Below are 19,493 nucleotides of genomic sequence, written 5' to 3' on the forward strand. Positions count from 1 at the left end.
CTATTGTCCTTGTTCTACTTTAGTGGCACCAGCACCAATTGTTTTGTCAATTGAGCCATTGAGTTTGAGCGCGATAAGAAGAGCGATTACCACTGCGAAAAGTGCTGCCCCTTCAATCATACCTGCTGCTACGTAAAGAACGAGTTGGATCTTTCCCGCTGCTTCTGGTTGGCGGCTAATGCTTTCTGCCACTGATCCACCAATTCTACCAATACCGATTCCTGCACCAAGTAATGCAAGTCCTGCTGCGAGTCCTACTGCGATGTATCCTAAACCGAATTCCATTGTTTTCGTTTCACTCCTGTGTGTTTTATAATATAAATAAAACCAATCTTAATGTCTATGCATCACAGTTCCGATAAAAACGGCTGTGAGCAGAGAGAAAATGAACGCTTGTAAAAAGGCTACAAGAAGTTCTAAAAAGTAGATGAGCACTGAACTGAGAACAGATACAGGTGCAATGAGCCAACTTTCGCTCATAAAGATAAAACCAAGTAACGCAAGGATCATAACGTGTCCTGCTGTCATGTTGGCAAGTAACCTCATTGTTAACGCAAAAGAGCGAGCAACGTGAGTTACAATGAATTCCAAAGCCCACATTAATGGCCAAAGTAGAAGTGGAACTCCCTTAGGAACTGCGTGTGCGACGAACGAAATTCCTTGGTAGGAAAATGCAGTTCCGTAGATTGTGAGTAAGGTGATGGATGCAAGAGAAAGGGTAACACTAATGTCCCCAGTTGGTGTGATGCCAGACCAAATTTCTCCGAATGTATGAAGAGAATGTGGAGTGTGTTCGAAAACACCAAGAGCCACAAGTCCATCAGAAGCTGCAACTGTTAGCTCTCCGATCGAAGGAATAAGACCAAACAAGTTACAGAAAAGAATAAAGAAAAACAAAGAGAAGATGTAGTGATAATAAGAATGTCCATGGTGATCCAGAGAGGAATCCACAACATTTTCTTTCAAGTAACTCACAAACGCTTCTACACCCGAAGTGAATTTATTATGAACCTTCTTAGGGTTCTTAGAGATCAAATTGGCTGCTGGGATAAAAACAAGGAACATAAAAAAACAAGCAATCCACATCATGGTCACTCGTTTGGTGATGTGAAGGTCAAGACCACCAAGGTAGTGGTACTTCACACCGTCATGGTTTACGAAGACATCGTGATTTTCAGCATCAAATCCAGGTTGGCCTTCTGTAACAATTGTGCCACCAAAGTTCAATGGGAAGATAGGAGCGTCACCTAAATGGTGTGCCATCACTTCGCTGAAATCGAAGCCCTCATCAGAGCTGTGCCCTTCCGAATCGTTTGCAAAAACATTCGTAAAACTAAGGGAAAAAACTAATAAAAATGATAAAAAAAACCGATATTTAGACTTATTTTCCACTGAAATAGCTCGCAAATACAAGGAAAAGAAGGTGGACGAAATAGGCAATTAAAAATCCAGAAGTTGCCTCAAAAGGGTACTCTAAGACCTGGAATGCAGTTAAAATGCCTAAATTCAGAAAAAACGAGAGAAATACTGTGAAAAGCGGGAAGCCACTTTCTGACAAAGCAGGGATTTTACGTGGTAAAAATCTTAATTGTAAGATGGCCATTTGCACAGAAAAGGAAATGGCACCTCCCATATAAAATAAAATTCGATATCCATCTTCCACCAAACGAATTGTTAGCGGGAGACTTAGAATGAATAAAAGAATCAAATACGTAAAATAATGAAAATGGAACCGTCTGAGATTGATTGAGTTTAGATCCATTGTTTCAGATTGTATTGGGATGGTTTTGGGGGCAAGTCGGTTTGGAGGGGCTTGGAAGGTATAGTTCCCCGCCCGTATTGAACTGGGTGGGGTTATCCACCCGCCACCCAATGGCTTCCATATATCATAAGTTCGCTGGTTTGTAACGCAGGATACGATGATTCCATTTTTTAATTCCAAAAAGTTCGCGTTTCGAACGAGGTAAAAATGAGTTCTGCGATTAGATATGGTTCTATTACGTTTCCAATTTGGAATTGGAGAAAATTTCAATTGAAATGTGACTAATTACAAAACTTCAAGTGCGAATGTGGAGAGAATGGATAAGTGACTTCACTGCCTTCGTTTACATCCAATTGTAAGTTTAAACTTTCGATTTTTGTTATTTATAATCTTTTCCAAACTCATCTAGAATCGTTTTTAATTGCATCGCTTGGCTTTCTTCGATTCCAGATAAACAAAAGATTTGTTCTGGAATGGATTTTGCCTTTTCGCGGAGAAGTTTTCCGTTTTTTGTAAGCGTCAAAACAACAACCCGTTCATCTTCTAAACTTCTTGTCCTTTGTATTTGACCACTTTTTTCTAATCTTTTCAGAAGTGGAGTCAATGTTCCTGAATCCAGTTGTAACCTATCCCCAAGTTTAGTGACCGTAATTTCTTTTTCTTCCCACATAACAAGCATAACTATATATTGTGGATAAGTTAACCCTATGTCCGCTAGAAGCGGACGATAGAGTTTCATCAATCGATGCATAGATGAATACATCGAAAAACAAATTTGATTCTTTAATAAAAGAACCTCTTCTTTGTATGCCTTAGCCTTGGACAAGTTTTTCAATATCCTTTTCAATTGCTTCTGGTTTCGTGATTGGAGCGTATCGCTTAACAACGTTTCCATTTTTATCAACTAAAAATTTCGTGAAGTTCCATTTAATATCTAATGATCCAAAGATACCAGGCGCATTCTTCTTTAAATGGGAATAAAGAGGATCGGTATTCGGTCCATTCACTTCAAGTTTGGAAAAGATTGGAAATGTAGTTGAGAATGTTTTCTCACAAAAAAGTTTGATCTCTGCATCAGAACCTGGCTCTTGTTCTCCAAATTGGTTACATGGGAATGCCAAAATCTCCAACCCTTTGCCTTTCCAACGATCATACGTTTCTTGTAAGCCTTTGTATTGAGGAGTAAAACCACACTGGCTTGCTGTATTCACAATTAACAATACTTTATCTTTAAATTGTTCCATCGGGATCTCTTCGGATCCTCGTTTCACCTTAATTTTGTAAAATTCTTCTGCCATTTTTTGCCCTCGCTCAAATATTAGATTGTGCACAATTTAATTTTGTTCACTCTTTTTATGGAAACTTTTCAATAAATTTATGGATTTTTTATACCAATACCGCGCGAATTTAGTATCCCCGCCCTTATTTGGGTGGGGAACTAGACCCGCCTCCCAATACCATCCACTTATCACAAACCAAACCAAGCGGCAAACCTGTTCGCAACTTGTTCGATTTTTCTTAAAAAAAGTTCATCTTAATGCGATTTTTACTCGCTTTCATACTCTAGCCATTCCAAATAATACGAATTTTATTTCGGAAATTGAATCTAGTAACTTTGGAGTTATTTATGAATTTACAACTGGTCTTAAGGCCTGTATTCCTTTGTTTTCTCTTTTTTCTGCCCTCTCTCCTTATGGCAGATGCAGAAATAACAACACCAAACCCAATCGATAAAGCTGATACCACTTGGATGTTGATTTCTTCTGCATTGGTTTTTTTTATGATCCCTGGACTTTCTTTATTCTATGGAGGAATTGTCAGATCCAAAAACGTTTTATCCACAATGATGCATAGTTTTGTTGCGATGATTGTAATGACATTACAGTGGACAATTTTTGGTTATAGTTTTGCATTTTCAGGTGAGAATCCATTTGTTGGAAATTTTGATTTAGCTTTTTTGGATGGAATTAACATTGATTCCACGAAAGGTACAATCCCTACTTACGTACATTTTTTGTTCCAAGGTATGTTTGCTTTGATTACACCAGCCTTAATTTCTGGTGCGATCGCAGAAAGAATTAAACTCTCAGCATATATTCTATTTATACTCGTTTGGTCAACGTTAGTTTATGATCCAGTCGCACATTGGGTATGGGCAGATTCAGGTTGGTTATTTAAAATGAATGCCTTAGATTTTGCAGGTGGGACTGTTGTACATTTAATTTCGGGTATTGCTGGTTTATCAGCTGCAATTGTGATAGGAAAACGAAAAGGTGATGCAGGTCTCCTCACCCATCCCAATAACATGACGTACACATTGCTTGGCTCCGGATTGTTATGGTTTGGTTGGTTTGGTTTTAATGCTGGATCTGGCCTTGCTGTGAATGGACTTGCTGCACGTGCTTTTTTAGTCACTTTAATTGCTCCTGCAGCGGCCGGTGCAAGTTGGTTACTCATTGAATGGTATCATACAAAAAAAGCGACAGCACTTGGTGCAGCGTCTGGAATTGTTGCAGGTCTAGTTGTCATCACACCGGCTTCTGGTTTTGTAGGAGTCAAAGGAGCCCTTATTATGGGTTTACTCGTTTCACCTATTTGCTATTTAGCGATTCTATTAAAAGGTAAACTAAAGTATGATGATACATTAGATGCATTTGGTATCCACGGTGCAGGTGGAGCATTTGGTGCCATATTAACTGGTATATTCGCATTGGAATTAGCAGAAGGAATGACATTCGAAAGCCAAATGATGGCTCAGATTATCAGCGTGATTGCCACTGGTTTTTATTCTTTTGTCGTCTCATATCTCATAGCATTTGTAATTGAGAAAACAGTTGGCTTTAGAATCGAAGAAGATAAAGAAATCACTGGTCTCGACCAAGAGATTCATGGTGAAAAAGGATATGATATAAGGTAATCAATATGAAATTAGTAATAGCAATTATACAACCACACAAATTAGAAGAAGTTAAAAACGAACTAACTAAAAATGAAATTTATCGTTTAACAGTGAGTGATGTGCAAGGTTATGGCCAACAAAAAGGGAAAACAGAAGTATTTCGTGGACACGAATACCAAGTGAACCTACTCAGAAAAGTTCGTTTGGAAATTGCAGTGAATGATGAATTTGTAAAACCAACAGTCGATGCGATATTAAAAGCAGCAAAAACTGGACCGGAAGGTAAAATTGGAGATGGTAAAATTTTTGTGATGCCATTAGAAGAAGTGATCCGCATCCGCAGTGGCGAACGAGGGAATAAAGCCATCTAATTTCAACTGAAACTCCCATAGAAAAGAATCCAATTCTATGGGAGTTCTGGTTTATGTTTTTACTAATTCCAAAATGTATTCTTGGTTTGACTTTCCACCTGGAACAAATGGATACACTCCCCAATCGGATGGAATTTTGATTTCCACAAAAGCGGGTCCATCATGCCCTAATAAAGTTTCTAATTCAGAATCATTTTGATCTTTTTCCCAAATCATGTAAGGAATTCCAAACGACTCACTTAACATAGAGAAGTCGGGGTGATAATGAAATTTAGAACCAGAATAAACATTTCCATAAAACAAATCTTGTTGTTGTTTTACCAAACCTAAATGTCCATTATTCATCAAAATGATTTTTACATTTAGACTTTCTTCTTTGAGTGTCGCCAACTCTTGTAAATTCATCATAATCGATCCATCACCAGTGAAACAATAAACAGTTCTATTTGGGTTCGCCAATGATACACCGATCGATGAAGGTAGTCCAAAACCCATTGTTCCTTGCCCACCAGATGTGATCCATGTATTGGGATTTGGAAATGGATAATACTGTGCAACCCACATTTGGTGTTGCCCAACATCTGTTACGACAAAATGTTCTTCGTTTGGAATGATTGAGGCAAGTGAGTTGATCAATTCTTTTGCCGGATGGATTTCTGGAATTTCGTTCCAAACTTCTATTTGTTTATGACTGGTGTCACCGATGTTTTTTATTTTTGATCCATTAGAATTTTCCAATATATCGATGAATAAAGAAGAGATTACTTCCGAAATATCTGCTTTGAAACTCAAATTCGGTTTTCTTATTTTTCCTATTTCATTTGCATCAATGTCGATATGTATGATTTTCGCATTTGAACAAAACAATTCCTTGTTTCCAATCGCACGGTCATCAAAACGAACACCGATGGCGATGAGTAAATCACAAATTCCTAATGCTTCATTAGCCGCAATGGTTCCATGCATTCCCATCATTCCCAAATTTAATGGATCATTTTTTTCGAAAATTCCAAGTCCCATAAGAGTTGTTACTACTGGGATTTGGTAGAACTTGATCAATTCTCGTAATCGTTTGTATTCTTTTTTGGCTCCTCCGCCAATGTAAAACAACGGGAATTTTGCTTTCGATACATACTCTTTCCATTCCTCTAAAAATGAATCTAAAGATTTCGTATGATCGTTTCCCAATGGAATATGGTTTTCTGTGTATAAACAATTGGAAGGATCAACCTCATCCAAATGATTCTCGCTCAATTGATCCTCGTTCCTTGTGATCAATTTTGTTTGGACATCCTTAGGTAAATCAATCCAAACAGGACCTTTTTTCCCGGCAGATGCAATTAGGTAAGCCTCTTGTAATACAATTGGGATTAAATTTGGATCTTCAACGGAATATACTTTTTTTACGATTGAGGAAACGATTCGTTCTGTATCCAATTCTTGAAATGCATCACTTCCTTTTAAGTGAGTGGGTACTTGGCCCGAAAACACTAACATAGGTACAGAATCTCTATGAGCATCGGCAACCGCCGTGATGAGATTGGCAACACCTGGGCCAGAGGAAACAAATACGGCACTCACCTTACCTGTGCTTCTAGCAATGCCTTGCGCGATAAACCCTGCTCCCTGTTCATGCCTTGCTAGGACATGTTTGATGTTTGATTCCGCCAAACTTTCGTATAATGGCAAGATTGTGCCACCAGGGACACCCGAAATCCATTGGATGCCCTTTGATTCTAAAAATTGTATAATGTATTGACTTACGGTGATTTTTTCCCACATAACAGGTCTCCTCTTGTAGTTTCCCCGTCGACTTTTGCTTTCTGTCGACCGAGGAAACAAAGGGAGATTATGACAGAAAGCTAGGTATGTATGGGGAGAGGACGACGACTAGAACGAAGGTTGTAAGTACATAAGAAGGCATTCCCATTTCTAAACTGGAACTGATTCCAATTGAGTTTGATAATGCCAAAGTTTCCATGTTCTAGTTCTTTTATTGATTCACTGATTGTTTAGTCAAGAATTTAATTGGTAGTGGATTCACTCATTTTCTTTTGCTCGTTTGATGAGAGAATAAAAGGCAAAAACAAAACCAAAAAAAAATCCAACGAGTAACCAAAGTGGCTCTGATTGTAAATACCTATCTAAGTAATACCCCCCGATCACAAAAAATACGATCGAGGATACAAATTCAATACCTGCCCCTGCCATGGCCAAGGGAGATTTATCTCCTTTACCTGGGGGAGTTTTTTGGGATTCGTATGTCACTGTAGAATACGACCAATACGATCAAACCTTACATTTAGTCTCCATAGTCGATAACGAAGTGTCCTTTCGATCCAACCAAAACGAGATTCATCACCTAAATAACGAGAATTATGTGAAGAAAACACTTCGGAATAATGGCAACGTCTCTCAAGTGCATCTCCATCAAATCGTTCTGCAACCTCAGGACCTTTTTCTGCTAATTCTTGACCATCTTTGTATTCACAAGTGGCATCTTTCCAATCAATGGAAAAATAAATGATGAGAGCTTTACCTAAAATATCTTCTCGTTTCACAAACCCCCAGGCACGAGAGTCATGAGAATCATCTCGGTTATCACCCATCACCATGTATTGGCCTTCTGGGATTTCACAACCATGTAAAAAATCACAATACTCAAAGATATGAGCTCTTCGATCGTCTTCAAATCCCTCTAAGATGTAATGTTCAAATCCTGGTTTGACTTCTTTAAAGAGTGCTCTTTGTGTTGCTTCTAAATTATCTAAATCGGAGAGTTCCTTTCCGATTGGAACTTCTTTTGGTTCATAAGATTTAAATTCAGTAGCTCCTTTTTCCTTGTACTCAATCAGTGCAAAGTGTACTCTACCTCTGTCTTTTGTTTCGATAAATTTTCTTGTGATACGGATGGTATCACCAGGTAAGCCGACAACACGTTTGACAAATCGTTTGGCAAAAATTCCAGAACGCGACTCTTCTTGTCCAAGAGCGGTTGCTGGTGGGATAAAAGTGACAATGTCTCCTCGTTTAGGGTCATCAATGCGAAATAGTTCTTTTTCCGTAAACGGCATGCGGAAAGAATAACGCATTTTATTCACAAATAAAAAGTCCCCTATTTTTAAGGTAGGGATCATCGATCCTGATGGGATATTATTTGCATCTAATATGGACGATTTAAATGCGAAAACGAGGACAACAATGATTCCAAAGGAAATTCCAGAGGCGGCAGCCCCTTCCTTTTCTGGTTCTTTGGATTCTGGTTTTGGCGAGGACTTGAAGATAGAAGAGAATAATCCCATAGTTCGAAGCTATGGAATTGGAATTTTCTGTCAAGAAAGGGGGAAAAAAAGCGCAAAAGACTTGTACTATTTTCGGGAATCGACGATACCATACATGGAGATCTTCTGCTTATGGAAACATCAATCCGTGGATTACGAAATACCCTACTTGAGATGAAAGAAAACTATTCTTTTGTCTGTGTAAAAACGGGAACCGAAACAGAAGATATGGGAGAGGAAGAAATTGCGCTTCTCAAAACAATCACTTCAGGGATTTTACCTCTCTATGTTAAAATTGGTGGCCCAGAAGCAAGAAATGATATCCGCATTTGCCAAAGGATTGGGGTTTCAGGAATTTCTGCGCCTATGGTGGAATCTGAATATGCTTTAAAAAATTTCATCCAAACGATGAAAAACCTCCTCACTCCTTCTGAATTTGAATCTTACAACAAATCTATCAATATGGAAACCATCACAGGTTACCGCAATCTTATGGATATCTTTGATTCTCCTTCTTTTCAGGAACTAGAGCAAGTAACAGCCGCTAGATCTGACTTAAGTGCGTCCATGGACAAAAAACCAGATGATAAAGAAGTGACCCGTGTTGCAAAAAAAATCATCTCAGAAGCAAAGAGCCGTGGAAAAAAAACGTCGGTGGGTGGGACAATCACCAAAACCAATTTTGAACTGATTGCAAATGAAATCCAACCTGATTACATCAATTCTAGACACATCATGGTCGATACAAAAGAAGCGATGAAAATTGGTGCAACAGATATCGCAGAATGTATGTTAGTATTTGAAATGGACTTATTTGAATTTTTTTCGAAAACCTTTCCTGAAAAAGGATACTATTACAGAAACCGAGTTGAGATCAACAGAGAACGAATCGGTGAAAGAAAGGTATTGTATTTCATTCGATAAGTGGTTTATTTATTTTTTCTTTCTAGTTTAGTTACCTCCTTTCTTTTTGTTTCTCCTAAACACTTACATGCCCCCTTGCAAAAGGGGGTATCTCTTTTTTTAATCCTTCTGTTCCTATTCCATTATTGGAAAAGGAAGAAAGAGTTTCAGCTAGATAGTTCTTGTAAAAATGGAATGGCTTGGTTAAACCAAACCAAAGTCCTTCCTTATCTGGTTGGGGTGAGCGTATTCTGTTTTCTCATTACAAGTTCCTTTCATGCTTACCAACTCACACAATTTTTTGCGAATTCTTTTTTATTCCATGATGCTGACTACATAGGAATCTCCGATGTATTACTCTCGTTCGCGAAAGGATACGGATTCCAAAGCCATTATTATAGTGAAAACGTGAATGGTAGTTACTTAAACCATCACTTTGCCCCTGGAATGGGTTTCCTTTCTCCTTTTGTGAAATGGATTCCCAATCGTTATGGGCTTGCCGTTGGAGTTTTTTTATCTTACCAACTGACAACGATTTTATGGTTAACTTGGGCTTATTTTGTATCTCAAAAGAGCAAACAATCAATCGATTTGAAATTTTTAGTGATTTGGGTGGTTCTTACCAACCAATTGTACTTATATCGGATTGGTTCCAGTTACCATTTTGAAATCCTAGTAGTCCTCTTAGGTTGTTTCTTTTTTTACCAATGGGAAAAATGCAAAACTCTAATTGTAGAAGGCGAAAACAAATTCACCAAACAATTGTTTTTGTTAGGATTATTTCTTATCTTATTCCTCATGCAAAAGGAAGACATTGGTTTTTACCTCTGTTTGTTTTTCCTTCCGGTTTTTCTAACTTCCCTTTACCAGGTTTACCGTAGGAATAGAGAAAATAGATATGTGACAGGTTCGATTCAACTGAAGGTCTTTTCCCTCTTTGGAATTTTACTCGTAACCGTTTTGTATTTAGGTTTTGTTTTTTTCCTTTTCCCGATCCTAAATGGTTCCCATTCAATTTTTGGTTGGTCTCATGTTTTGAGACAAGAGTATCACTCCTCATTCAAACAAGTAACAGGTATATCGCAATCCATCCAAATTTATTTGGAACTTCTGATGAGTATGGGACTTGGTATTGTACAACTTGTCCCCGAACTCCTTGGCATCAGTTTGATTTACCTAACCCATGTAATCTCCACAAGGCCTTGGCACCATGAAGTGTATTCGTATTATAGTTATTCACTCCTTCCCTTTTTACTCTACAGTGGGATTTTGTGGCTTAAGTCAAAAAAACAAATTTCCCTTCCCATTGTATATCTCATCTTAGCTTGTTTGTTTTGGAAAAACTCGATGGACCAAAATTTCCCACTCGAGGCCAAAACAAATACTAATTGGTATGACCCTAAAGTGCAATCAGAAGTCATCGAAGACTTACCACATGCCAATGGAATTTTACTAACTGAGGCGGGCAAAGTTTCAAGTAACATAACCAATCAATCAAAAGAACAAATTGTGTTTTCCCAATACAATCTTTCCTTTTCTATCAATGACAAGGTGATACTCTATCCGCTCGAACAGCTTCAGAATGGAAATCAAATATGCAATGAATCAAATATTTGTTATGTGGTTTTGGCACCTGAGTTTACAGACACAATTCTTTGGCCGAAAAAACGCATTCTCGATACCATTGACGTGTCAAAAACTTGGAATCAGCAGAAAATTTGGCAAGGAAAACAAATAGAGGTCTGGGCACTCTCGAAGTAAAATCGAAAGTCCATCTTCCATCCGAAACTTGAGTTACTTGGAACACACAATCTATGAAAACAAAAGAATCTAAAGAGGAAGAATATAACCCATTTTATTTGTGTATGCCATCAATTGGATATTTTTACGAAACAATATGAAACACTTCGTAACCATTTTCTCTTTTTTCGATACGGATTTGTCCTTCTAACACGAGTTTTTGGATAATACTATACACAAGACCAAGGGCCGTTGGCAAGTGGCCACCATTATGCACTTTTTTTCCAATTGCAGCTTCCATTAAGACTTTTAAATCGGATTCCCCTTCCCGTAACCTACGTAACACTCCCTTCTCTAAGATACTGAGTGTTTTTTTCACAAGAGTGATCGTTTTTTTGGGATCTTCAATTTCGCTACCATGAGCAGGTAACATGCGTTTGATGGGTTCTTCTAATAACTTAGAAAGGGTAAAATAATAATCCCCTAAATTCCCATCCATCTCCGAATAAATCGCAGTGAGATTGGCGATAATGAGGTCTCCCGAAAAGTATACCCCTGTCGATGGATCAACTGGTGTGATATGGTATAAATTATGACCTGGTGTGTGTAAAAACCGAAAGAGCCTTCCACCTAACTCTAAACTATCATTATGATCAATTGCCACATCTATGCGTAGGACTGGATCACCTTTTTTAGTTTCTCCAAACTTACTAAAAAACTGACGCCAACCTTTTCTCGATTCAGCTAGAATGCGATCGAGTTCTTCTTTATCCCCAAAGGCTTTGTGGAATAAATCTTCTGTGGCTTCTTCAAAGAGTAACATCGATTCCAAATAATTCCCGACTCCATCTGCCATAGCACGGTATCCATAATAAGTTACATTTTTGGCATAGGATTTGAGAACCAAGGCTGAAGAAATATGATCCAGGTGGTTGTGAGTGTAAATGATATGACGGATGTCTTTGAAAGAAAATCCCTTGGTTTTTAGGGATGCTTGTAACATGGGAATGGATTCAATGTAACCTGAATCAATCAGGGTGAGTCCATCGTTTCCTTCATACAAATAGATGTTATTTGGTGCGTAAAAGGGTTGGGGTAGAACAATTTTGAAGATTCCATCCCCAATGTCCTCCATTTCAGGAATTCGTTTAGGGATGGTTACTTTCAAAGTTTCACCTTATGGTTGTTTTTTGATGATCAATCTTCTTTCAATTTCGAAGATTTTTTCTGGGATTTTTTCTTTCCCCAATTTCTTTTTGTCATTCTCTTTGAGGAAAAGATCTGCTCCAAATTTATCTAAGGCATCATTTGCTTTGATATTTTTCAGACCGATAAATTGGATTTGGACTTCTCCTGCAGGGATTCCGTATTCAGTTCCTTTGTCTTCTGTTGTGAGGATACGAGAAATACAAGTCACTGTATCACCAGAAAAAGCTGGTTGAGTATGGTATCCTTCTGTGAAACCAAGTTCCCAAATCGCATTTTCAGAAATATCACGAGATGCCATACCAGCTAACCAACCAAATACGAGTCCACCATACACCACTGGTTCTCCACCCATTGGACCTGAGATTCCTGCAGAATACAATTTATCATAATGGAGTGGGTGTGTGTTTCCTACTCGGTACGTCCATTGGTAGTGTTCGTCTGTGATCGTTCTACCATTTTGGTGCACATAAATTTGACCTGGTTTGAAGTTTTCAAAATAGGTATGCCCCCAAGTGACATCTTTCATCTCTGTAGGAAATTTAAGATTAGGAAGTTTGAGTGCTGGAGTTTTGGACTCAGGAAAAAAAGCAGAAGCATCACCAGGTTTAGGATTTCCTTTTGGTTTTCCATTGGATTGGTAAATCATGATCTTACGTTCGTACTGTAACACCACTTCGTTTTTTTGGTTGAGGCAAAGGGTTCTTACACTTACGATTCCTGGTTTATCAGGTCCTTTGTCATCCACTGCCAAAATTTTTGTGCGAGAAGATAAAGTATCACCAGGATAGACTGGCATTAAAAATTGTGCATTGTAGTAACCAAGGTTTGCAAGCGCCTTTTCACTGTTATTCTGAACACCGATAGAAAGTGCTAAGTTAAACACCATGAGTGGGTGAACCAGTAGGTCTTGAAAACCATGAGCTTTTGCATATTCACTGGAAAGATACAATGGATTGGCATCCATAAACACAGTGGCAAATTCTTGGGCAAAACTTCTGTCGACTGTGAATTGGCGAGGGTGAACGTAGATATCACCGACATTGAATTCTTCGAGGTATCGTCCGTAGATGTTCTTCTTGATGTCTGAGAGAGAGGCAGGGGTTTTGGGAGCTAACTCACCAAAAGGGGACACTGATTTTTCGACCATGGGAATTCCTTTTTCGAATGGGATAGGACTAATTTTCCAAGAGAGGTCCTACAGAAAACGATTTTTCCAGCTCATCCGGTCGCTCGTTTGGAGTATTCCTCCTTCCACGCGCTGTGCCATAGATACCATTCTTCACGAACTGCACGATACCTTGTCAAATCACTGCGTACTTCTTGCATCAGTAATTCCAATTCTTCCACTCGGCGAAAGAGTCGTAAAGTCAAAGCCTCCCACTCCTCCTGGTTCTCTGCCATCCATGGTTCCATAATTTATCTATCGGCGGATCTTTTCCGTAAAATGTTGCTTTTTTAGTCCTGTGCGCATTCGATTCATGGATCATGAGCTTTGTTTTCCCAACAGAAGATTCCATTCCTACCGCTTACCGCATCTCTCCCATCCACCAAACCAAATGCCTTCTCGGTGGCGAGATTCTGGAGTGGAAGGGAGAAACACAAACCGTTAAGTCTCCCATCTTTCTCAATCGGAATGGGAAATTGGAACAAGTGGTCCTCGGTTCCTACCCTAGTTTTGATGAGTCTCAAAGTCTTAAAGCCCTAGAAGCCGCCGTAACCGCATACAACCACGGAACAGGCGTTTGGCCCACTTCTACGCCTGAGGATCGGATTCGGGCAGTGAACCATTTTATTTCTCTCATGAAAGAAAAACGAAACCAAATCATTTTACTTCTGATGTGGGAAATTGGAAAAACGGAAAAGGATGCCACAAAAGAATTTGATCGCACCATCGAATACTTAGAAGACACAGTGGACGCACTCCTTGAACTTGAATCCAATTCTTCCAAATACATAAAGGAAAGTGGGCTGATTGCCCAGATCAAACGTTCCCCTTATGGAGTGGTTTTGTGTATGGGGCCATTTAACTACCCGTTAAACGAAACTTTTTGTACGCTCATCCCTGCGATTCTTATGGGAAATACAGTTGTTTTCAAACCAGCAAAATACGGTGTTTTACTTTTAGAACCACTCCTCGAATGTTTCCAAAAAGCCTTTCCACCTGGTGTCATTAACACTGTTTATGGTGATGGAGCCAAAGTCATTTCCCCCATTATGGAATCCGGGAAAATTGATGTGTTTGCTTTTATAGGTTCGAGCCAAACCGCAAATCTCATCACAAAAAAACACCCCAAACTCAACCGCCTAAGGTCTGTTCTCGGACTCAATGCGAAAAATCCTGCCATCATACTTCCCGATACCGATTTAAAAACAATGGTTCCTGAAATTGTTTCGGGATCCTTGTCATACAATGGGCAAAGGTGTACGGCACTCAAAATCCTTTTTGTCCACAAAGACATTTTGGATGAGTTTACCAAATTGTATTTAGAAGAATTTTCCAAATGGAAAGCGGGAATGCCTTGGGAAAAAGATGTTAACTTTACCCCACTCCCCGAAGAAGGGAAAACCAAATGGTTAAAAGAACTTTTGGATGATGCAATCCAACATGGGGCAAAAATTTTAAACCAAGGTGGTGGGGAAATTACGGAATCCTTTATGACACCTGCGATCCTTTCGCCCGTCTCACCTAACGCACGTCTGTATCACGAAGAACAATTTGGACCACTTGTTCCTATTGTCCCATTTACTCATATTGATGAACCAATGGAATACATCATCAACTCCAATATGGGCCAACAAGCGAGTGTGTTTGGAGAAGACCCAAAGACTGTTGGCAAACTCATCGATACCCTTGTGAACCAAGTGGCTCGTGTGAATTGGAATGCGCAGTGCCAACGGGGACCAGATGTGTTTCCGTTTTCAGGAAGGAAGGATTCAGCAGATGGAACCCTTTCTGTTTCTGATGCCCTTCGTGTGTTTTCCTTACGCACAGTGGTGAGCTTAAAGGACACAGAAAGGGGACGTAATCTTCTGGGAGAAGTACTGAAGACCAAGAGTTCTCGTTACCTTTCCGAAGAATTTCACTTGTAAGTCCTCATCTTTTCTCCGATCATTGAGAAAGGGGAATCCCTAATTTGTTGGAGTAGGTAGAGGGGGAGGAAAATGTACAAACGTATGGTTCGAATGATTTCCTTCCTTTTGGCATTGGGTTTCCTTTCTTGCAATCCGGTCAAAGGTCGTGATGAGTATCTCTTAACTCTCATCAATGGATTGAATACAAACACTGTAACAAATTCAATTTCGATCGGTCCTTCTTCCAAAATCAATGTAACAAGTGCCAGTGTAATTCTCTATTACGGAACCCCACAATTATTTGGTTTTTCACTTGTCACCCAACCAACAGCAAATGTAACTCTTGCTTTCACAAATTCCAAACTCAATGCGATTGGGAACTTAACCTTCACTCCAGCCAATTATAGCACAATCCAAACCATCACACTTACATCTAACACACAACTCATGGAATCTTCCTCACTGAGTGTAACGGCAACAAGTGCAGATACAAATTATTCAGGTGTCTCTGGGTCCATTACCATCAACCATAGAAATGTAAATATTGTGTATACTGGTAGTTCTTTTATTTTTAAGGAAGATGATTCTGCACCTACACTGAATCCAGTCCTTGGATTCCCCATCACAAATTGTTCTGTTGCTCCTGCCCTTCCCAATGGACTATCATTGAACACAAGTACATGTGTGATTTCAGGAACTCCCACAGACTCACAAGCAGGAACAACATACACAGTCACTGCAACCGATGGAACTAATACGGATACGGAAAATATAACCATTCGCATCACACCAACCGTTTATCGCATTTTTATAACAGCATCCACTTATGATGGTAACCTCCAAGGTGCCGCAGCTAACGGACCAGCAGGTGCTGATCTCAAATGTAATTCTGATGCGAACACTCCCGGTACGGGAACATACAAAGCTATGCTTACAGATGGAACGAATCGTAATGCATGTTCCACTGATAATTGTGGGGGTGGTGCTGGTGAGAACATAGATTGGGTATTTCAATCAGGAAGGATTTATATTCGAGCAAGTGATGCAGCATCTCTCTTTACCGCGAATGCATCGGGAATCATCAATGCACCCGCTGCCAATATGCTGAGCCAAAGTTTTGCTTCAGGAACAACCAAGTACTTTTGGACTGGTTTTGCACAAACCAACTACTGGCAGGAAGCAACAGCTCAAACCACCAATAGTTGTAATAACTGGACAAGTAATGCTAACACAGCCACGGCCAGTGAAGGCGGAAGGGTGGGAGCATCCAATACAACCGATTATACTGCTTTTCGATCGGGTAGCGGAAGGAGTTGTGATACGTTTTACTACTTACTCTGCGTCGAACAATAATCACCAGAGTTTCATCCAAATCCTCTACATGAGTCTTTGGATCCACTTAAAACAATTCGAAAACAAGTTTTAAAAACAAATTCCTTTCGGTATTTTTTTCTCGCTTTCTTCGAAAATTCCATTACACTTTCCCACCGTGATCCAAATCCTTATCAATTCTCTTGCTGGCAAAACCGTATCCCTCACCCAAAAAACAACAGACTCGCTACTCAAAGGAGTTCAATTTTTAGTCCATGGCAGTTTGTCCAAAACGGGAGATGGTTTGGATCTTTTATCCAATGCCTTTTTTTATAAACCTGAATGGAGGGAAGCACTCCAAAAACTCGGTGTTCAAGTGAAGGACAAAGGTATCCGATCCAATGAAGAATTCCAAAAAACGATCGAACTCACAAACCAAGCCTTTGACAAAGCACTCTTCAAAGTAGAACTCACAGCCAAAAAAAGTGATGATATGGTGTTCGATAACCGGATGGTCTCAAGTATATTAGGAAGTTCTCATAACCAAAAATTCAAACTCACAAAAATTGACATGAGTTTTCGAACCTTTGGAAAGGACATCACTGCAAAAGAAACCATCTCAGAATACCTAAACTCGGGAAAATCAAAATCGGTCTTATTTTTACCGGGACTTTTTACGGACGAAACGGTTTGGCAAGAACAAACTGTCGAATACAAGGACAGGAAAATTACATCTCCAGGCCTTGCTACGGAACTTGCGGAATGCGGATACTTCTCTTTTTATCTCAGATACAACCATGGTCTGCCCATCCATGAAAATGGAAAAAAACTCATGCACTTACTTGACGTATTCTTCGAAGAAAACAAAGAGATCCATCCAGATATCATCTGTTATAGTTTGGGTTGTTTGATTTTTCGATCCTGTATGTATCATGCAAAATTAGAAAACAAAACTTGGATTACAAGGCTTGGAAAAATCACACTGGTTGCATCACCAAATAAAGGTTCGTATTTGGAAAAAATTGGCTTTTGGTTAGGATTTTTATTTGAAAAAAGTCCTAACGTTGCCTTAAAGATCATTGGAATGATTGGTAATTTACGAAGTGATGCCATCAAAGACTTATCGTTTGGTCTCATCCGAAAAGAAGAAAAAGGTTGGAAGGAAACAATCTCAGGATACTTTGCAGAGACTTATTTTGGTGAATTGGATGATTTGGATGTGTACCAAGCATATGCGCTCATGGAAGGCCCTGAGAATCCATTACAGAATTTTTTAGGTGATGGAATTGTTGAGAAAAAAAGCCTAACCTACTTAACGGACAAAGTGTTCGATAAAAAACCAAATCCTGCACTTCGTACATTAGAATTAAAAAAACAAAACCATTTTTCCATCATTAGCTCGCGACCCCTCATCCATTGGGTGAAAGAAGTATTTGGTGTGGCACCAAAAGTTTAAATTGCCAAAGCCTCCAAATGCACTTTCACAGATTCTGAAAGTGCTTGGAAATCGTACCCACCTTCCAAAAACGATAAAAGTTTACCTGCAGAGTAGGTGTTTGCAATTTTTTTCACTTCTTCGGTCAGTTTTTCATAAGAAGATGTATGTAAGTTCATGCCAGCTAACGGGTCTTTTACGTGGGCATCAAACCCAGCTGAAACCAACACAAATTCAGGTTGGAAAGTTTCCATCTCTTTATGGACCTTTAGAAATTGGTCTAAATATTCCTTTTCTTCGGCACCTCGTGCCATAGGCAAATTTAAGGTGGTTCCAAAACCTTTCCCACTTCCCTTCTCCTCCGAAGAACCAGTTCCTGGGTAAAAAGGGTATTGGTGGAGAGATACAAAATAAACTGAGTCATCTTCGTAAAACTGATGTTGGGTGCCATTTCCGTGATGCACGTCCCAATCCAAAATCAAAATCCGTTTGATCCCTTGTGTCTGAAGGTATTTTGCTGTGATTGCGATATTATTGAATAAACAAAATCCCATCGCATGATCTGCTTCCGCATGATGTCCTGGAGGCCGAACAAGAGCCATACCGTTTTTCAATTTACCATTTAAAATGTCTTGCGCAAGTGTTACACCTGCCCCAACTGCAAAACTTGCCGCCTGAAACGAATTTGGTGAAAAAACAGTATCTCCATCCAAATACCCAGATCCTTTTTCTTCACAAACCTTTCCCACCAAATGTACGTAATTTGGATCGTGAATCATCGAAATTAATGACAAAGGAGCTTCCTTAAACGTTTTTATCCATTCAAAAGATTGGAAAGGTAAGTCAGAAATTTTTTCTAAAATTGATTCTAAACGTACATGGGTTTCCGGATGACCTGTTCCAGTTTTGTGATCCAAAAAAGAGGAATGGAATGAGATGCCTGTTTTCATTGGAATAACATAAACCTTTCGATATAAACAATCATCTCAATGATCTCAGCGATAATCCGATCTATTTGTTTTGTGATTTGAATTTTTTCGTTAGGAGAAATTGTTTTGTCCAATCCTGCATTTCCATATACAGCATAAAATGTTTTGATATCATTTGAGAAGTTTGAGTTAAACCAATCCTTAAACACTCGTTGTTTCATTTTGTATTCAGGTCGGATTCCACCTGTGATTTCCCAAATCCCACCTTCACCAAAACGTAATCGTAATTCAAACAAACCACTATCCTTTCTGATGTAAACTTCCTCATCAGTTTGTGCAAAATCAAGTTTCCGCAACATCACAAGGACGATCAGAATGTTTTCTAAATATTCGATTAGATCTTTTTTTTCAGTACCGCTGATTTTTGCATCATCACCCAAATGTTGGAGATAGGACTCACCCATTGATTTATAAAGTTTTGAGACTTCCACCATTCGGTCTTTAAATTGGGCTTGTTCTGATAAAACTTCTGGGAACCGACCATAGGATTTGATCTGGAAGTCATTTGTGATTTCAATCAT

Annotated in this window: 19 protein-coding genes; 7 read left to right on the forward strand and 12 right to left on the reverse strand. The window is 39.1% G+C overall.

Annotated elements, in window-relative coordinates:
- The 5 genes from atpE to DI076_RS09900 form a co-directional block, all read right to left on the reverse strand.
- A complete protein-coding gene (gene atpE / locus DI076_RS09880) occupies positions 1–285 on the reverse strand; it encodes an ATP synthase F0 subunit C (protein WP_002975055.1) in 285 nt (94 codons plus the stop codon).
- A 48-nt stretch (positions 286–333) separates the two neighbouring features.
- Entirely contained in the window at positions 334–1,413 is a 1,080-nt protein-coding gene (gene atpB / locus DI076_RS09885) for a F0F1 ATP synthase subunit A (protein ID WP_439957312.1), read from the reverse strand.
- Entirely contained in the window at positions 1,382–1,942 is a 561-nt protein-coding gene (locus DI076_RS09890; RefSeq protein WP_245918363.1) for a hypothetical protein, read from the reverse strand. Before DI076_RS09890 ends, atpB begins: the two co-directional genes overlap by 32 nt.
- A 199-nt stretch (positions 1,943–2,141) precedes the next feature.
- Positions 2,142–2,588 carry a MarR family winged helix-turn-helix transcriptional regulator gene (locus DI076_RS09895; RefSeq protein WP_108960898.1) on the reverse strand — a complete coding sequence of 149 codons (447 nt, stop codon included), beginning with the start codon at positions 2,586–2,588 and terminating at the stop codon, positions 2,142–2,144.
- A complete protein-coding gene (locus tag DI076_RS09900; protein ID WP_100718416.1) occupies positions 2,575–3,060 on the reverse strand; it encodes a glutathione peroxidase in 486 nt (161 codons plus the stop codon). The genes DI076_RS09895 and DI076_RS09900 overlap by 14 nt, the downstream gene beginning before the upstream one ends.
- 395 nt (positions 3,061–3,455) lie before the next feature.
- On the opposite strand from DI076_RS09900, the gene DI076_RS09905 reads away from it, so the two are divergent.
- Together DI076_RS09905 and DI076_RS09910 are read left to right on the forward strand one after the other, a co-directional pair.
- Positions 3,456–4,679 (forward strand): ammonium transporter, encoded by a 1,224-nt coding sequence (locus DI076_RS09905; protein WP_167396542.1) that lies wholly within the window; start codon positions 3,456–3,458, stop codon positions 4,677–4,679.
- A gap of 5 nt (positions 4,680–4,684) precedes the next feature.
- Positions 4,685–5,032 carry a P-II family nitrogen regulator gene (locus DI076_RS09910; protein ID WP_002975072.1) on the forward strand — a complete coding sequence of 116 codons (348 nt, stop codon included), beginning with the start codon at positions 4,685–4,687 and terminating at the stop codon, positions 5,030–5,032.
- A 51-nt stretch (positions 5,033–5,083) separates the two neighbouring features.
- Here the strand turns inward: DI076_RS09910 and ilvB are convergent, their stop codons facing one another.
- The 3 genes from ilvB to lepB all read right to left on the reverse strand — a co-directional run bounded on the left by ilvB (position 5,084) and on the right by lepB (position 8,334).
- Positions 5,084–6,814, reverse strand: a complete 1,731-nt coding sequence (gene ilvB / locus DI076_RS09915; protein WP_108959748.1) for a biosynthetic-type acetolactate synthase large subunit — start codon at positions 6,812–6,814, stop codon at positions 5,084–5,086.
- Between the two features lie 258 nt (positions 6,815–7,072).
- Complete coding sequence (locus DI076_RS09920; RefSeq protein ID WP_167396524.1) at positions 7,073–7,300, reverse strand: AtpZ/AtpI family protein; 228 nt, start codon at positions 7,298–7,300, stop codon at positions 7,073–7,075.
- On the reverse strand, positions 7,297–8,334 hold the full coding sequence (gene lepB, locus DI076_RS09925) for a signal peptidase I (protein WP_108959749.1): 1,038 nt from the start codon (positions 8,332–8,334) through the stop codon (positions 7,297–7,299). The genes DI076_RS09920 and lepB overlap by 4 nt, the downstream gene beginning before the upstream one ends.
- A 111-nt stretch (positions 8,335–8,445) precedes the next feature.
- Here lepB and DI076_RS09930 point away from each other — a divergent pair, with 111 nt between their 5' ends.
- Both DI076_RS09930 and DI076_RS09935 read left to right on the forward strand, forming a co-directional pair.
- Positions 8,446–9,237 (forward strand): aldolase, encoded by a 792-nt coding sequence (locus DI076_RS09930; protein ID WP_100718412.1) that lies wholly within the window; start codon positions 8,446–8,448, stop codon positions 9,235–9,237.
- A 174-nt stretch (positions 9,238–9,411) separates the two neighbouring features.
- On the forward strand, positions 9,412–10,977 hold the full coding sequence (locus DI076_RS09935; RefSeq protein ID WP_369689765.1) for a glycosyltransferase family protein: 1,566 nt from the start codon (positions 9,412–9,414) through the stop codon (positions 10,975–10,977).
- A 124-nt stretch (positions 10,978–11,101) separates the two neighbouring features.
- On the opposite strand, the gene DI076_RS09940 is transcribed toward DI076_RS09935, so the two are convergent.
- The gene (locus DI076_RS09940; RefSeq protein WP_108959751.1) at positions 11,102–12,124 is read right to left on the reverse strand and encodes an MBL fold metallo-hydrolase; all 1,023 of its coding nucleotides are present in this window, start codon (positions 12,122–12,124) and stop codon (positions 11,102–11,104) included.
- A 9-nt stretch (positions 12,125–12,133) separates the two neighbouring features.
- Positions 12,134–13,312: a MaoC family dehydratase gene (locus DI076_RS09945; protein WP_100718408.1), complete on the reverse strand. Its 1,179-nt coding sequence runs from the start codon at positions 13,310–13,312 to the stop codon at positions 12,134–12,136.
- 338 nt (positions 13,313–13,650) lie between these two features.
- Between DI076_RS09945 and DI076_RS09955 the strand changes: the two genes are divergently transcribed.
- The 3 genes from DI076_RS09955 (at position 13,651) to DI076_RS09965 (ending at position 18,004) form a co-directional block, all read left to right on the forward strand.
- On the forward strand, positions 13,651–15,255 hold the full coding sequence (locus DI076_RS09955) for an NADP-dependent glyceraldehyde-3-phosphate dehydrogenase (protein WP_108959753.1): 1,605 nt from the start codon (positions 13,651–13,653) through the stop codon (positions 15,253–15,255).
- Between the two features lie 72 nt (positions 15,256–15,327).
- The gene (locus DI076_RS09960) at positions 15,328–16,590 is read left to right on the forward strand and encodes a DUF1554 domain-containing protein (protein ID WP_245918364.1); all 1,263 of its coding nucleotides are present in this window, start codon (positions 15,328–15,330) and stop codon (positions 16,588–16,590) included.
- 136 nt (positions 16,591–16,726) lie between these two features.
- Positions 16,727–18,004 (forward strand): esterase/lipase family protein, encoded by a 1,278-nt coding sequence (locus DI076_RS09965; RefSeq protein WP_108959754.1) that lies wholly within the window; start codon positions 16,727–16,729, stop codon positions 18,002–18,004.
- On the opposite strand, the gene DI076_RS09970 is transcribed toward DI076_RS09965, so the two are convergent.
- Positions 18,001–18,933, reverse strand: a complete 933-nt coding sequence (locus tag DI076_RS09970) for a histone deacetylase family protein (RefSeq protein WP_108959755.1) — start codon at positions 18,931–18,933, stop codon at positions 18,001–18,003. The two genes, DI076_RS09965 and DI076_RS09970, sit on opposite strands and share 4 nt — an antisense overlap.
- Positions 18,930–19,493 (reverse strand): hypothetical protein, encoded by a 564-nt coding sequence (locus tag DI076_RS09975; RefSeq protein ID WP_108959756.1) that lies wholly within the window; start codon positions 19,491–19,493, stop codon positions 18,930–18,932. Before DI076_RS09975 ends, DI076_RS09970 begins: the two co-directional genes overlap by 4 nt.

Source organism: Leptospira ellinghausenii, from assembly GCF_003114815.1.
GTDB lineage: Bacteria > Spirochaetota > Leptospiria > Leptospirales > Leptospiraceae > Leptospira_A > Leptospira_A ellinghausenii.